The organism is Streptococcus sp. DD04, from assembly GCF_001578725.1.
GTDB classification, from domain to species: domain Bacteria; phylum Bacillota; class Bacilli; order Lactobacillales; family Streptococcaceae; genus Streptococcus; species Streptococcus sinensis.
This window is the reverse complement of the sequence record NZ_KQ968977.1, coordinates 453,743-468,908: the sequence shown is the minus strand read 5'-3', so window position 1 is coordinate 468,908 and position 15,166 is coordinate 453,743. Positions and strand designations below refer to the sequence as shown.

At 36.6% G+C, this 15,166-nt stretch carries 22 protein-coding genes; all 22 read left to right on the top strand.

Translation table 11 applies throughout. From position 1 onward, the window contains the following. Window positions 1-10 precede the first annotated feature (10 nt). Complete coding sequence (locus STRDD04_RS04970) at window positions 11-199, top strand: hypothetical protein (RefSeq protein WP_017646885.1); 189 nt, start codon at window positions 11-13, stop codon at window positions 197-199. 36 nt (window positions 200-235) lie between these two features. Next, window positions 236-730 carry a hypothetical protein gene (locus STRDD04_RS04965; RefSeq protein ID WP_000620668.1) on the top strand — a complete coding sequence of 165 codons (495 nt, stop codon included), beginning with the start codon at window positions 236-238 and terminating at the stop codon, window positions 728-730. Between the two features lie 11 nt (window positions 731-741). Further along, the gene (locus STRDD04_RS04960) at window positions 742-921 is read left to right on the top strand and encodes a hypothetical protein (RefSeq protein WP_000191216.1); all 180 of its coding nucleotides are present in this window, start codon (window positions 742-744) and stop codon (window positions 919-921) included. Between the two features lies 1 nt (window position 922). Further along, entirely contained in the window at window positions 923-1,609 is a 687-nt protein-coding gene (locus tag STRDD04_RS04955) for a DUF2786 domain-containing protein (protein ID WP_062199844.1), read from the top strand. Then, the gene (locus tag STRDD04_RS04950; RefSeq protein ID WP_062199843.1) at window positions 1,596-3,089 is read left to right on the top strand and encodes a primase C-terminal domain-containing protein; all 1,494 of its coding nucleotides are present in this window, start codon (window positions 1,596-1,598) and stop codon (window positions 3,087-3,089) included. The genes STRDD04_RS04955 and STRDD04_RS04950 overlap by 14 nt, the downstream gene beginning before the upstream one ends. A 119-nt stretch (window positions 3,090-3,208) precedes the next feature. Beyond that, on the top strand, window positions 3,209-3,370 hold the full coding sequence (locus STRDD04_RS11150; RefSeq protein ID WP_171842251.1) for a hypothetical protein: 162 nt from the start codon (window positions 3,209-3,211) through the stop codon (window positions 3,368-3,370). A gap of 8 nt (window positions 3,371-3,378) precedes the next feature. Continuing rightward, entirely contained in the window at window positions 3,379-3,582 is a 204-nt protein-coding gene (locus STRDD04_RS04945; RefSeq protein ID WP_017650560.1) for a hypothetical protein, read from the top strand. A 13-nt stretch (window positions 3,583-3,595) separates the two neighbouring features. Then, window positions 3,596-3,778 carry a hypothetical protein gene (locus STRDD04_RS04940; protein WP_017650559.1) on the top strand — a complete coding sequence of 61 codons (183 nt, stop codon included), beginning with the start codon at window positions 3,596-3,598 and terminating at the stop codon, window positions 3,776-3,778. Beyond that, complete coding sequence (locus STRDD04_RS04935; RefSeq protein WP_062199841.1) at window positions 3,762-4,172, top strand: hypothetical protein; 411 nt, start codon at window positions 3,762-3,764, stop codon at window positions 4,170-4,172. Before STRDD04_RS04940 ends, STRDD04_RS04935 begins: the two co-directional genes overlap by 17 nt. Further along, window positions 4,172-4,618, top strand: coding sequence for a thioredoxin domain-containing protein (locus tag STRDD04_RS04930; RefSeq protein WP_017650557.1), 447 nt, complete (start codon window positions 4,172-4,174; stop codon window positions 4,616-4,618). Before STRDD04_RS04935 ends, STRDD04_RS04930 begins: the two co-directional genes overlap by 1 nt. A 246-nt stretch (window positions 4,619-4,864) precedes the next feature. Then, window positions 4,865-5,392 (top strand): hypothetical protein, encoded by a 528-nt coding sequence (locus tag STRDD04_RS04920; RefSeq protein WP_062199839.1) that lies wholly within the window; start codon window positions 4,865-4,867, stop codon window positions 5,390-5,392. Between the two features lie 19 nt (window positions 5,393-5,411). Next, window positions 5,412-6,416, top strand: coding sequence for a coiled-coil domain-containing protein (locus tag STRDD04_RS04915; RefSeq protein WP_017650554.1), 1,005 nt, complete (start codon window positions 5,412-5,414; stop codon window positions 6,414-6,416). 15 nt (window positions 6,417-6,431) lie between these two features. Then, on the top strand, window positions 6,432-7,274 hold the full coding sequence (locus tag STRDD04_RS04910) for a hypothetical protein (protein ID WP_062199836.1): 843 nt from the start codon (window positions 6,432-6,434) through the stop codon (window positions 7,272-7,274). Window positions 7,275-7,381: 107 nt separating this feature from the next. Next, window positions 7,382-7,651, top strand: a complete 270-nt coding sequence (locus STRDD04_RS04905) for a hypothetical protein (RefSeq protein WP_001074439.1) — start codon at window positions 7,382-7,384, stop codon at window positions 7,649-7,651. A 408-nt stretch (window positions 7,652-8,059) separates the two neighbouring features. Beyond that, entirely contained in the window at window positions 8,060-8,392 is a 333-nt protein-coding gene (locus tag STRDD04_RS04900; protein ID WP_062199834.1) for a hypothetical protein, read from the top strand. Continuing rightward, entirely contained in the window at window positions 8,385-8,732 is a 348-nt protein-coding gene (locus STRDD04_RS04895) for a hypothetical protein (protein WP_062199831.1), read from the top strand. Before STRDD04_RS04900 ends, STRDD04_RS04895 begins: the two co-directional genes overlap by 8 nt. Beyond that, window positions 8,732-9,523: a DNA/RNA non-specific endonuclease gene (locus tag STRDD04_RS04890; protein ID WP_062199829.1), complete on the top strand. Its 792-nt coding sequence runs from the start codon at window positions 8,732-8,734 to the stop codon at window positions 9,521-9,523. The genes STRDD04_RS04895 and STRDD04_RS04890 overlap by 1 nt, the downstream gene beginning before the upstream one ends. Window positions 9,524-9,533: 10 nt before the next feature. Then, window positions 9,534-9,989, top strand: a complete 456-nt coding sequence (locus STRDD04_RS04885; RefSeq protein ID WP_017646902.1) for a hypothetical protein — start codon at window positions 9,534-9,536, stop codon at window positions 9,987-9,989. Window positions 9,990-9,999: 10 nt separating this feature from the next. After that, entirely contained in the window at window positions 10,000-10,560 is a 561-nt protein-coding gene (locus tag STRDD04_RS04880) for a hypothetical protein (protein ID WP_062199827.1), read from the top strand. Window positions 10,561-10,580: 20 nt separating this feature from the next. Continuing rightward, window positions 10,581-12,947, top strand: a complete 2,367-nt coding sequence (gene mobP2 / locus STRDD04_RS04875) for a MobP2 family relaxase (RefSeq protein ID WP_062199825.1) — start codon at window positions 10,581-10,583, stop codon at window positions 12,945-12,947. Window positions 12,948-13,076: 129 nt separating this feature from the next. Further along, entirely contained in the window at window positions 13,077-13,334 is a 258-nt protein-coding gene (locus STRDD04_RS04870; RefSeq protein ID WP_062199823.1) for a hypothetical protein, read from the top strand. An 18-nt stretch (window positions 13,335-13,352) separates the two neighbouring features. Beyond that, the coding region (locus STRDD04_RS11440) for a toprim domain-containing protein (RefSeq protein ID WP_231853884.1) at window positions 13,353-15,166 on the top strand (1,814 nt) is incomplete at its 3' end.

Sequence of the window (15,166 nt, the reverse complement as noted above, 5' to 3'; positions counted from 1 at the left end):
GAGTCTTACCATGCAGGGATTGGAAATTGTGATGGATATAGACACTTTAGAAGTTTATGAAGTCATTGACCATGATCAGGAAACGAGTTCAGACGTAACTGAAAAAACTGCTGACTATATTTCTATTCAACAGGAACCACAAGTTACGTTCCATCAAATGACTTTATTTGATGAAATGAACTTGGTCAACACGTCCTAAAGAGTACTTTAAACGAGATATAACTAGGAGGCTAAAATGATTAGAAATGAATTTTATGATCAGTTAATCAATAGTGAGCCAATAGGTTTTATTGATCCTTTCACTGACTTGGGAGAATTTGATTCTATTCAGATGAAGTTCAAACAACCTGTTAGAAGCCTGGTAAATAAGTACTCTGGTAAACCTTATAATCTTAATTGGCAAAATAAGATTGAACAGATGAGAGTGCTGTATATTCAGTACCAGAAAAGCTTGAAATTAGAAGATGAGGAACAAGCGGTTCATAACAGAGTTAGAAACAAAGAGTCTAAAGAACATGTTCATGAAATCGTTACAACATATTTGAAGTTAGGTTTCAGATTTAAAGAGATTGAAGCAAGGGTATCCCTATTCAATACTCGTCTTCGTCGGAATTGGAAGAGAAGCGACTATGTAACAACGTCAAATCCTGAGTTTTACTTAAAAAAAGACTTGCAGGATGGTTATTGTTTACCTAATTCCTCACTTCCCAAAAGTATGAGAGCTAGTTGAAGGAGATCATGATGACTCAAGAAAAAATAGAAAAAGGAATTTGTAAACAGTGTGGTTGCACCTGGAATACGGCTTGTGTTGATGAAATACATGGTGCTTGCTGGTGGATGGATAAAGGGGAGACTCTATGTAGCCATTGCTTCTATGGCTTAAATGAACCACTTAAGACGAAAGTTTTGATGGAGGATTGATATGGATAACAAGATTATATCTAAAGTTCAAAACCTGCTGGAATTAGCTTATGATGCGCCAAATGATGAAGAAGGACAGACTGCTCTTCTTATGGCTCAAAGGCTAATGGTTAAGCACAATCTATCTATGAGCGACCTTGCAACTGCTAAACCTCAAAATAATATAGGCGAGACATTGGGCACATGGGAATATAGGCTTCCTTGGTGGCAAGAGAAATTAGCGGCTATTTTAGGGCCAAATTTTAGGTGTCGAACGATTAGGAAGCGGAAAAGAAAAGAGGGGATCACTCGGATGATATTCTTCGGTTATCATTCTGATGCTGAACTTTGCAGTAAAGTGTATGAAGGGGCAATCTTATATTTAAAGTATAGATTAAAACGGCTTCTTCCTACCATTCCTAAAGCCCATTGGAAAAATTATAAAAAGTCTTATCTGCTTGGATTTTTAGAAGGTATTGACCAACGTTTCAAAGAGCAATCTCAATCAACGGAGGAATTCTCCTTGATGGTGCAGGTTCCAGTAGAAGTCTTGGAAGAGCAACGTCGTCGAATGGGAAATTTAAAAAGTAGAACCATTAACGTCGAAGTTGATGTTGATTGCGAGGCCTATTTTGTTGGTATTGAGCATGCCAAAAAGTCAAGATTGATGCCTGAAGAGCTATTAAAGGAAAAAGATGAATTTAACTAATATTTATAGTTTAATCCTCAAAGACGGATTAAGACAAACCAAATTTAAGAATAGCCATTTAAAACCAGTTCCTTCAGCTGAAGAAGGAAAACGTGGAGCAATCTTTGGTTTTCGTACGAAAGCTAATATGGTGAAAGCACGTGGTCTTGTATTGACATCGATGGAAGCTATCGAAGAAAATCAAGATCATTTCACTCACTGGACACCTAACGTCTATCGTTTCGGTGCCTATAGCGATGATAAACGTCGAGTAACACGTGGGCACTCTGAAGATAATCTAAGACAGATTAATACCTTCTATATTGACTTTGATATTACCTCTTCAGCTGAAGAAATGACTTCTGGAGATATTTTAACGGCTGCCATTGATTTAGGATTTATGCCAACGTTAATCCTAAAATCAGATAAAGGCTTCCAGGCTTATTTTGTGTTATCAGAATCAGCTTATGTTACGGCACATTCTCAATTTAGAGTTGTCAAAGTAGCTAAAGCTATCTCTCAAAATTTGCGTAACTATTTTGGCCTGACATTGCCAGTTGATATGACGTGTAACCACTTTGGAATTGCTCGTATGCCACGTACAGATAACATTGAGTTCTATCATGAAGAGTACACCTATTCATTCCAGGAGTGGTTAGATTGGTCTATGAAACAGTCTAATCTACCATTTCCAAGTAAGAAACCAAATCTAACGGTTATTTCAGGTTCTGAAGGTGTTAAACAGGTAGATGAACCCTGGTATGGTTTGCTGCTGAGAGAAGCCAATATTAGAGGTGCCAAAGCATTAATGGGAAGAAACAATGTTCTCTTCACATTAGCATTGGCTAACTTTTCAAGTGGTGTCTCTCAGAGCGATTGTGAGGCTGTTTTAGCTGATTTCAATGAACACTTGTCCGAACCGCTCTCTCAGGACGAGTTCCTGAAAGTCATTTATTCGGCTTATTCAGGAAAATATGAAGCTGCCAGTCGAGATTATATCAAATTACTATGTAAGGCTTGGGTTAATGAGAGTCTGAAAGATTCAGATTTGTTTATCAAGCAACGCTGGTACAAATTCAAAAAGAAACGTGCTGATCGTAAAAATAGTCATCTTCACGAGTGGAAAGCAGATATCATGGCCTATTTGGAAGGCTATTTTCAGTCAGAAGATCCATTCATCCGAACAACTAAGAAGGCTATCAGAGAAGAATTGAACATTCCTGATCGATCATTGGATAAAGTCTTAAAAGCTCTAAAAGCTGATCGTAAGATCTTCTTTGTAGTTAAATCTGGACGAGGTGGAGGCATTAGATTAGCTTCAGTCAAAGCGATCGTTCTTTCTCTTATTCAGGTGAAAAAGGAGCGTCAAGAGGCTTATTTTTCCAATATAGCTGCTTTCTTTGAAGAGAGCTTAGGATTTACTAAACAGGTAATAGAGGGGGTTAAAAATGGGCTTAAACAAGCTAAACAACTATCTTTATTTGAGGTTGACATTGGATAATAAATAAAACCCGCAAGTTGCCATTACATTTATATCTAGGATACGTAGGACTAAAAAAGTGACTAGATAAAACTAGCAGCTACTCGACTAGAAAGAAAAATAGATAGAGGAGTACGGAAATGGAAATGATCTTAATTATTTTAGGAGTTAGTATATTGGGGAGTTCCTCTTTGATAATTATAGGGATGCTATATGCTAACCATCAAATTCGTTATAGAGATGGATATGATAGAGAGTTAGAGAGTGATTATCAAGCACTTATGGAACAGCTTAGAAAGTGAGGTACTATATGGGATACGTTATTTTTAGCTTTGAAGATGGAGATTATCTTTATGATAATCAAGGACAAATATTGGTGTTTAAGAGTAGAGGATTAGCTTGTCAGTACATGCAGGTTCATTATCATATTCCTTTACCTATTCAGAAGACTAAGAGGGTGATGAACTATCCAAATTTCTATCAGGCACCTTTCAAGATTCATAAGGTTAGTTAGAAAGGAAGTAGTAATGAAACAAAAGGATGAAACTCTTTACGTTGGAAGACTATATCTATTTGGTATTCCTCTATGGAAAATGAAAAAGACTAAAAGAGAGTGGCTGGAAGCAGCAGCTTTGATGTCCACAAAAAGGAAAAGAATTGAATGTGTCTTTATTGATGATGAGGAGGATGAACATGACGGAGAATTTTAAGATTGTACGTGGTTATTATTTAACAGGAGTAGGACAAGAACCTTCTGCTCATTATTTTAAAATCACAGATACTTTTCCTGAATTTAAAACACTGAAGGCGGGTGATATTGCTCTAACGTTCTATCAGAATTTAGAAGCTATTACAAGCCTACCAGCACTGATTAGAGTAGATGGGGTAATTGAAGCTGAGAAACAGGTTCTTGAGTTTCTTCAGAGTGAAAAGAAGGACCATCTTCCTATGTTGCCACTGGTTAGTGTTTATGAAGCCTTTGATCCCCTACGTTTTAACTTGGTTATGACTACTTTTGAGAAATTAAAGTCTGAGATGAAACGCTTGGCCAAGGTTAGTTATGTTCAAGGTGATTTATTTGAGTTTTTAGGAGGTGAAGGATAATGACTGATAGGTTTGAGTTTTCTAAACTGTTTTTGGGGACCTTAGCTGCTGTTGTAGTGATTCTTTTTACAGTTATTGGGATACAGACTACCTGGAGTACTTACGTCGTCAAAGATTATAATAAGCATCTTACAGGACAAGTCTATGTGGATGCTGCGGTCAATCAAAATGTTAATCTGGTCTTTTATCGTAATGGCTGTCCTTATTGTAAGGCAGGGAAGAAAGCAGTTATTGCTGTGGCTGAGAAGAGTTCTTATCCGACATTTTACGTCGATGTCGAATCAAAAGATGGCCAGTTATTGGTTGAAAAATACCACGTTGACAAAGCAGCGACTCTCGTCACAATACGGGATGGTAAATCTAAGCTTTATCATTATGCAACTAAAGATAAAGATGGCCAGATAGTTGCTGATCTGAGTAGTATCAAGGAGGCTTTAAATGACTAAAAAATCTTTTGAAAAAAGATATAAGGTGGTAGTAGATGATTATGATATTTAATGCAATTAGACACTACCTTTTTCTTGTGATTCTTATTTCGGCTTGGGTCCTTCCTCTTTTTGAAGTTAACATTTACGATAACTTTGGTAATAGAAAACGAACACGCTACTTAGGTCTTGCAGTTATGATGTTGGTCAAAATATTTCGACCAAACAGTCAGGTGAGGTGGCTATTGTCAGGAAGGAGTAAAACAGATGACGATAACAAAGAGAAAGAATAGAACATGGGAACAGAAGAAAAAGCGTCGAACCTCTCATCAGATTGGTAAACGGCTAGAGATTGATAGCTTTAAAAGTAAACCAAAAACAATGAATCCACTATTGAAAAGGGATGTACTACTTAGGACTAATAGGGACTACCGGCGAGCTGAAATCCAACAAACGCTTGGGGCTCTCCTATTGTTAGCTTCATTAGGCTACACTATTATGGGACTCATCTTTTTAGGGGTTGTAAAGATTGTTAAATTTTATGTTCTTCAGACCGTTTTAAAACTTGTTACCTTAGGCTTTATTGTTCCCCTAACTCCTAGTCAAATGAAAGAATGGTCAACCTGGGAAGTTCTAAGGAGTTATACCAGAGTGCATCCAGTCATTGCAGGAACTATTGTGATTCTTGTAATAACAGTCGCCGTCATCATTGGTAAAAAAGGGCATAAGACTCAGGAATTTATTGAGGCTAATATTGACTTAGAAAAGGTGTTGGCAGCTAACGAAGAAGCATGATAGAAAGGAAGTACAACTGATGATTGATACTATGAAGAATTTGATTGAAAAGATAAAATCCAGCTCTTTTGTTAAACCATTTATAGGGACGAAGAGGTGGTTTCAAGAGAATGTTATTAAGCGAAAGCTGGTCATATTTTCAGTGATTTTTACAGCTTGGATCAGTTTATTACTTGGGGCTTTTTACTCTCCACAGAGGCAAACATATACTGATGAACAACTAAAAACAAAACAGACGTTTGAAAATGGAACAGGGGAAATTAAACTGACTAGTCAAACCTATTCTCCTGAAACAGGGATTATCGTTCTCCAGTTTGAAACGAAAGATTCCACCTCCTCAGTTGATCGCGGGATTGACACAAAACGTCTCAAATGGAACCTCTATGCTAAAAAGAAAACCAGTCAAACCACGATGGAGATTGTCCCCATCGTAGACAATAAAATCTCAGTCATTATTCGCAACGTACCTAAGGATTTTGGTGCCTATGCGATTGATATTACGAACAAGACGGTTTCCACTAGCTCAATTGATATTGATGTTTCCAGTACTTCAAATGATCAAAAGAAGCCATTTAAAACAAAAGATAAGGGAGATGCTAATGTTGTTCAATTCTATGTGACGACTCAAAACAGTCAGCTTAAGAAGAGAAAAATAAGGACAGTTTCTCGTGAGGAATTTGCCTTATCAGAGATCAAAGAAGAGAAGACCTTCCAAGAAAGTCAGATCAAAAAATTAAATAACTCAATCAAACAGCTTAAGGCTTCAATCGAAGATGATAATTCTCGTAAAGAGGGTCTTCTCAAAGAAGCAGAATATCTATCTGGTGATGATTTAGAAGCTAATCAGAAAGATATTGCTACCATTGATAGTAACATTGAAACTAAGAATAGGTCCATCGAAACAGCTAATCAAAATATTGAAAAGGTTCAAGTCAAGATTAAAAGCCTGGAGAAAAAAGAGACTGCTATTAAAGATGGAACCTTTGAATTTTCTAACCCAATTGAAACAGTCGAGATGAAATAAAGAAAGGAAATCAACATGAAAAAACTCACTTCAAAATGGAAATCACTTAACAAAAAAGGGCTAAAGCTTTCACTATTTTGTGCTCTAAATTGGCTTATTGTATTTATTGCTAAAGCTCAATTTTTTATCTTCTTAGTTATGTTTTTGGGAACACTGACATATTATTTACCACAAGATTATCGCATTGTGACTGTTAATCTTGTAGAGCTTTTTGTCATGGCAAAAATTACTATTTATTTTATTCAGATGGTTTGGTCACGAGAGTCTAGGCGCTTTAAATCAGTGCTAAATATTTTTGTATTATTGATGTTTTTCTTAGTAGGAACTAAATATGCGGCACAATACACAGTTACAGAGCGGTTGGGTACTGACTTATGTATTTTCATGATTATGAGTGCCGTTTTTCAAACTCTAGTGACATTTCTTCAGCCGAGATTGTTTAAGAGATATATCTTTAAAAATATCATCAATAAAGAATACTTGGGCATTCGAAAGCTAACGGATGATTTGCCACCAGAAATTAATTTTTACACGGATGCAGATGAAGCAGATGCAGATAAACGAATGAGACAAATTACTCAAAAAGCGATCAAACAACCATATCAAGATATTGTCGAACTGAGTTTTTTGAACAGAGAAGTGATAACAGGTATTGGTTATCAAGCAGCTTCATTTGGAAAAGAAACTGAACGTACTTTTATAGACGATGATACCATCTATTATCCAGTCTTTACGGTTCACCCTTTCGGAATTTTGGAAGGGGAATTAGGCTTTTATCACGAACTAATTAAACTCAAACTCAGCCGAAAAGCAGCTTTTACTGTGACAGGTGAAAGCGTACTGAAGAAAGATTTTTAACATGTGATGCTCCCTAGTTTTAATTAGGGAGTTTTTACTTTGTCCCCTTAATGCAAGAAACCTCATTATCCCTTACACTAAAATCATTAAATAAAGGAGGCTATTAAATGGCAAAAAAAGATCTTACAAAAATTGATTTGGAACTTGAAGAGGCAAAGAAAAAAGTTGCTTCTTTGGAAAATGAACGGAAGCTAGCAGAAGAAAATATTCAAAAACAAATTGGTAAAATCTATGTTCAAATTCAACTCAAAAAAGATAAAACTCAGACCTATGAAATGATTTTAGATGATCTCAAAACGGAGCTTACTCTTATTCGAGAAGAAGAAAAGGCACAACGTGAGGCAGCTAAAAAAGAACGTGAAAACGTGGAACAATAATCTTCATTTTTCAGCTGAAGAAGCATCTTATCACGCTATTTAACGGAGTGTGTATTTGTACACCTCTACAGTGTGTTTAGGTGTGGGGGATATTGTACATGATAGAGCACCTTGTGTGTTTAAGTGTGTCTGGCATGTGTGTGTTTAGTAGGCGTAGCCGAGAGAATTGGGGACACGGGAAACGTTGATACTATCAACTCCCAGCGGTACGATGGGACAGTTTCCCTTATGCTCTTTTCATGGGCTAGAACACATTAAGTGGGCTAGGTCTTGAAAAACCGCAAAAGTAGAAAATTTATTTTCGTGACGTTGCGAGGTTGAGGTTTTCTTTTTTGCTTCTTTTAGCTTTTGCCTCGTCAAAAGAAAAAAGAAGTGCGCTGTTTTTTGAAAGGAGATGATCATTTTTGTATGGTAATGAAAAGAACAGAGTTAAAAATACGTGGCTTAACTGAAAAAGAAATTGATTATTTAAAAGCTCAATCAAAGAGAACAAAATCGAAATCATTTAATGATTTTTTAGTTCGTGTCTTGCGTGAAAAGATTGAAAAGGATCAATTTAATTTTGCTGAAGCAAACTATCTTGCACATTTAGAAAATATGAAATTAACGTCCGATCATGTTTTACGATTAACGCAAAAACAGACAGAAATTTTATCGGACTTTGAAACGAAAATGGGTCGGTATGCTGATCACATTTCACGATGGTTGGAATACGAAGGTGAGGTAGAAAGGGATGACTAAGGAAATTAGATTACGCAAAGTTCCTGATGAACTATTTGTGCAATTAGAGATGATGTCTGAAAAATTTCAGTATCCTAATCTTGCCGATTTTTTGCTGTCTCAGTTGTATCGTATTGTCGAAAATGATGGTCTTGATTTGTATGATAATAAGTTTGCAGCGACGTTGGCAGATATTAAAGAACAACAAGCTCAAATTTTGGATCAACTTCTCAAAAATGAAATTAAGTTATTAGCCTATCATGCTAAACAAGATATTGTCGAAGAGTTAACGACAGATTGGTTACAATTTATGGATGATGTTGATGCGCTGGCTGCTGAAAGAAGAGCAGGAGGACGATAATGAAGAAGAATAAATTTTTGCTAGTCTGTGTTTTGTTCATCGCTATTTTTTTAGTGCAGCCACAAAATTTTCAATCTTTAAAAAGTGCTTTTACTCAAAATGATATAGCTACTCAATTGAACATATCAGATTCACCTGAAGAAAAAAATAGTGACTTAGGAAATGCTCATCAGACCCAAAATGAAGAACTAAAATCAAAAGTGTTTGATGGCCAACATCAAGTCATAGTCATTAATGAGAAAGCGCAATTTACGACAGATGAATTGAGCTTGAAAAATGGTTCATGGGAAAAATATAGTAACCTTGATCTTTTGAATCGTGTTGGGGTTGCTGAAGCAATGTTGGGTAAAGACTTAATGCCAACAAGTGAACGTGAAGATATTTCATCAGTGAAACCAACTGGCTGGAAAAATAAAAAAATCAACTTCAATGGAAAGCAAGATTATCTATATAATCGTTCTCACCTGATTGGGTTTCAACTAAGTGGGGAGAATGCAAATGTGAAAAATCTCTTTACGGGTACACGTGCGCTTAATGCTAACTTTGAAAATGAAAAATCATCAATGGTTTACTATGAAAACTTAGTCGCAAATTATATAAAAAAAACAGATCATCATGTTCGTTATCGAGTAACACCTATTTTCAAAAATGTAGAATTAGTTACTCGTGGCATTCGTTTGGAAGCACAAAGTATAGAAGATAACACTATATCTTTTGATGTTTATATTTTTAACATTCAACCAGGATATGAGATTAATTATTTAACAGGGAGTTCAAAAAAATCACAGTAAAGGAGAAATAATGGCAACTAGAATTAATATCTATTTTAACGAAGAAACCCTACAAAAGTTTTCTGAAATCAAAGCCTATTTATTAGCAGATGTAGGAGAGAGTTTGGAGCGTCCAGGTCAGAAACAGTCAGCGACTGTTGTTAAGTTGATTGATGTTTTCTATAAACTTTTTTTAGAAACAGAAGATAAACAACATTTTTCAGAGAGGTTATCTCGGCTGGAAAAAAATTTGGTCAATTCAGATGAAGGGCGTACTTTAAAATCAATCCGTCGTCAATTGGATCAGCTGCTTTATTTAGAGTTGACTAATTTCCATGCCATCACAAAAGGCAGTGATTTTGATATTCAAGATTTAGAGTCTGTTCATTCTCGTTTTGATCCAGCGCAACATGAATTGATGGCTAGAATTGATGACATTATTAAGGAAGATGTGGCACGTGGTCAAACGATTAAGAACTCACATTGAGGATATTCAAATGACTGATATTGTTGATATATATTTAGAAACAGGAGACTTTCATGAAGCAGTGAAGCAATCAGGGTTACCGACTCATATTGCTCACTTGAAATTAATAAAGAGTGGCTGCTTGAAAATCCAAGATAAAATTCAGTACGGTTCTCGGACAGCTAAACTGGGAGGAATGGCAGAAGAACTCTTTCAAAAATATGTTCCAGAAGCCACAGATGCTAATAAATATTTCAAGAAAAATAATCCTGTCTATGATTTTTGGTTTGATGGTTTGACGATTGATGTTAAGTATAGTTCCCTGCATAAAAAGAAAAATGGGAACTCTCAACATTGGCAATTTAGAACAAATGGCAGCCAAGATTTTATTGTAGCTTTTCTTGAACGAGAAAGTGGTTTAGAATTGGATAGACCAAATATTTTGTTAATCCCTATGCAATTTATTGAAGCCAAAAAAGAGTTGCATATATCTCAATCTGGGCCATGGTTTCAAGACTTTAAGGTTGAACCTGAAGAACTCCAACCACTACTGAAAGATTATGTTCAATTAAGAAAAGACGGGCTATTTTGATTAGGAGAGGAGCATAAGTGATGAATGTATCGTCTAGTCCTAATATTACATTTATGCTGCAATACACAGAGGCTAATAGTCAATATGTGGATTATACTAATAGAGATGAGGCTGTCAAAATTGATGAAGAATTGTCCTTAGAGACAAACAGGCAAATAGTGGAAGGATTGACTGAAGATGAAATGGATAAGATTCAGGAAGTAGTTCCTGAAACACAATTGAACTTCAGAGAATACATCGATTACATGAACCGTTCGTATGCAACAGAAAATCAATCTGAAGAACTAACAGCTGTCTTTACTCAGGAGGCAGATTATCTCCAGAAACGTCGATTAAATGACCTAAAAAATAAGTTGGAATCAGCTTATCAAAATGGTTCTCTTCTTTGGCAGGGTGTTATTTCGTTTGATAATGCTTTTCTTGCTGAACAAGGATTGTATGATGTTGCAACTGGCCAAGTTGATCAGAAAGCAATCAAGGCTGTCATGCGTGACATGATGCCAACCCTGATTCAGAAAGAAGGTCTTTCTGCTTCTGCTTTTTGGTGGGGAAATATTCATTTAAACACAGACAATATCCATATTCATTTTGGTCTGTCTGAAGTGGAATCTAACCGTGAGAAAATCTTTTATCGACCACGTGGTCGAATGGAATATAAGGGAAATTTTTCTCAAAAAACAATCAATCGCTTCAAAAGCGGTGTCTATCACGGCTTGCTTAAAGAGGAAACACGATCAAATCTTCTTAGAAAAGAGCAGATTCTAGCTAATCTCAAAGCAGATTTGATGACTTCTGTTTACCAGGAAGACAAGATTACTTCTTCAGCTGAAAAAAATTTTTTGGAACAAGCTTACAATCACTTACCCCTTAATAAAAAGTGGCGCTATGGATCAAATGCTAGAGATTTTGCGGTTAGTAAGTTCTTTCTTGATCGTTACCTCGATTCTTATTTACAGAATGAAGGTAGTGCTGCCTATCAAGAATTTCTCAAAGAGACTAGAGAATTTCTATTGGCTTATGAAGGTGTCTATTCAGCTGAAAAAAATCAAGTCTATGAAAAACTACGTAAAGTCGATGGTCAAACCATCAGAACGCTGGCAGAGTCAAAAGGATATGATTTAGAGCATCATTTGGCACGTCGTATTATGGATTTAAGAGAACGATTGGCCAATAATATCTTACGATCGTTTAAAGAGGCTGCCCCACAAATACAGGACGTTCAGCTGGAAAAAAATTTGGAGAATTTTTCTGTTTTGAATCGGAAGAAAATTTTAGAACAACTTCCTGAAGCAAGTGTTGTAAAAAGTTTAGAAGTCTGGAAAAAATTGGGTTATTCTGTTAAAACTGGAGAACAGCCAATTAGTATTATCAAGCCTATTTATGAAGCTTATGATAAGAATGGTAAAGGAATAGGACAGCCAGAATTTGTACAAGATACTGTTTATGATATTAGTCAGCTAACAGAAAATATTCAGCTGAAAAGTCTAACCTTGAAAGACCTCTCTCTGTTTTCTTCTAGTGAGTTGAAAGAGTTAGTAGATGCTGCTAAGTCAAAACCAACGCTTTCTGAAAAAGAACGTCGTGAATTAGGTACCTTCCGCTATGCTTTAAAACTTAATATGCTAGAGGCTAGTCAGAAAGAATTGCAAGTGCGTCAAAAGCTCCTGGAACAGATACAGCCTTTAGCCTCTGATCAGCCATTTGTGGACTTTAAAAAGCAATCCTTAACACAAGAATTAAGATCAATTGAACTACAATTGACTCCTAATTTTAAGCTTTCAGAAGATGATAAAGCCTTGAAAGAGCGGTTGAAGAGTCAGTTTGAAGATAGTGTTGCCCTTCCTGTTTCAAAGGCCCTTCCTGGAGCCATACAACTTCCTATTAGGCAGCTTAGGACTGAGTTGGGATTAGTTGATCAGATTCAGGATGATAATATTTTAACGCTTCTAAAAGGTAGGCCAACGACAAAGAGAGACTATGTTGAGGAGCTTCAGACTTATATTTCTATTTTCCAGTTGAAATACCAGATCAATAATAGAAATCAACAGATGAGCCAGTCATCGGATGAAGCAGCTATCAGGGAGATGAAGGTGGCTAATGCTAAAGGATTCTCTGAGTTAAAACGTTTATATGAGAAGCTGCAACCAACAGATGATAGTCAAAGTCAGATTGCTCAAACAGTTTCTAAGCAATTACAAGAGCGTAAAGTGATCAAAAAAGTACAGTTGCAACAGTCTCAAGGACCTGTAAAGTTGAATACGGACTTTATGCGTCAATTGTCTTCCTCACTGAATCGTTCTCAGCTGGCAAATAAAAAAGCACTTATGGAACGTGCTAGAAGTGATGAACGTGAAGAACAAGAAGAACGCAGGCAAGCCCAGCGTTAATAAGTCATTGATGGATTATCAATGGCTTTTTTTGTTTAAAAATCTCCTATGATTTGTCCGCTTAACGCAAGAATTGCCATTATCTCTTAGACTAGAAGTAATTGTAGATACAGGAAGGAGGTGGTGACAATGCTACAATTTCCAAGCGTTTCTGAAGAAGAATTTGACTTTGAGGCTGATTGGTTGGTTAAAGCAATTGATGATACTCAAAAACGAATTCTTTTTGCTGGTCAAGGCAAAAATGGGGATTTGGAGTTGGAATTGGACTACCAAAATAATCCAGAAGAATTTGAGCATTTTTCAGTAGGTGATCTAGTTTCATTGCCAAGAGAACTGTTTATTGTGCCTGAAACGATACCATATCGGCCAAAATATGAGTGTTTCTAGTGAATGAAAGGAGTTTTTATGGCAGAAGAACACACACAACAGCCTACGACACGTGGAAAAGGCCGTCGAGAGAGAGTAGAATATGCTAGATCTCGTGATATTTTAGACGTTGCTAGTGAGCTGAACATGGAATTGGTACGTTCAGGACGAGATTATCGCTGGAAAGAACATGATTCTATGGTTATTTCACCTGATAAAAATATGTGGAATTGGTTTTCCCGCCACCAAGGCGGAGATGTCATTTCACTTGTTGAAACAATGAAAGAAGTGAACTTTAATCAGGCGATTGACTACTTAAATGATGGCAGTTTTAAGGAATATACAGCTGTTGAGAGGGTACAAGAGCCGTTTTCATATTATCTTGATCCTTATGAGCAGCCATTCGATGCAGCTAGAACCTATCTAAAAGAACAGCGTTGCCTATCAGATGAAACCATTGATTTCTTTCTTGATAAAGGAGTACTTGCCCAAGCTAATGCCAAGATAAATGGAAGTATTGAACCCGTTGTTGTCTTCAAATCGCTTGATTTTTCAGGTGAGATTGTAGGGGCGACTCTGCAAGGAATTGAAGAGAATTGGGAGAAATGGCCAGAACGTGGTTATGCTAAGAACATTGTCCGAAATTCAGATGGTATTACTGGTTTGCATGTGGATATTGGTCAACCTAATCGTCTTATCTTTGCAGAAAGTGCTATTGATTTAATGTCTTATTATGAGTTACATAAAGACAGTCTTCAGGATGTGCGTCTAGTATCGATGGATGGAATAAAAGAAGCGGTTATTGGTAGGCATTTAGCACAACTACAATCAGAACTCTCTGGCCGTCCTTTGAGATGGGGTTATGATCAATTAGCTGAAGGCTTACAGACAGCTATTGATAATAATTTCTTTACAGATGGAAAACATGCAGACTGGATTACTCTTGCAGTAGACAATGATGAAGCAGGTAGAACTTTTATTGACTCCTTGAGAGAAAAGGGGGCTACTATTAACGAGGATTTACCTGATTTACAACCAGGACAAGATAAAACAGACTGGAACGATGCCTTAAAAAATCCTCCAGTTGATAATAGTCGTCTTGGGCAAGCAAAGCGTAAGTTAGAACGCCTCAATAATGAATTTATGGATGCTACCGATGCGGTTTACAGCCATTCTGCAATGGCAAATGGCCAACCGATGAATGATAAACGCAACGGTGCTGCCTTCTTTAAACGACAAGAACAACTGGAAAATAAGGTCTTTAATAAGTTAGATGAGATTAAAAAACAAGAAGAACGAGTTGAAAGATTAGAGCAACAACAGCGCTTTAAAGAAGAAGGATTAAACCGTAAAGGGAATGGTTTAGATATGAGTGTTCAAAACATTCCTAGAATCCGTGAAGAACTTGAGAAGGCTGAACGAGGGGAAAGTCATTATACTAAGGAAACCATTAAACGTTATCGAGAAGAACTGAAGCGTCTGGAAGGTATATCTGAACAGATGTCTTCTGTGACAATCCAACCGAGCACCCAATCTTTAATTGATGATGGCAGTGTCAATCAGTGGGCTAAACAACCTAATCTTTACTTTGTAAAAGGTCTTAGACGAGTAGCGGTGGAACTCACTGAAGAAGGAACGTTTGTTCCATCTACTAAGTATCGTCCTAGAACCGACGAAGAAAAAGCGGTTCTTGATAACTTGTTAAATAGACAAAATGATGTGGATCTTCCAGGGATTTCTTCAGTCGAACCAGAACAAAAAGAGGAATCAATCCCAGGACAAACAGAAGGTGAACAAGGGGTTTTGTTTGAAAACCTTGCTGATGTTACTCCATCTTCAGATCATGCAATGGA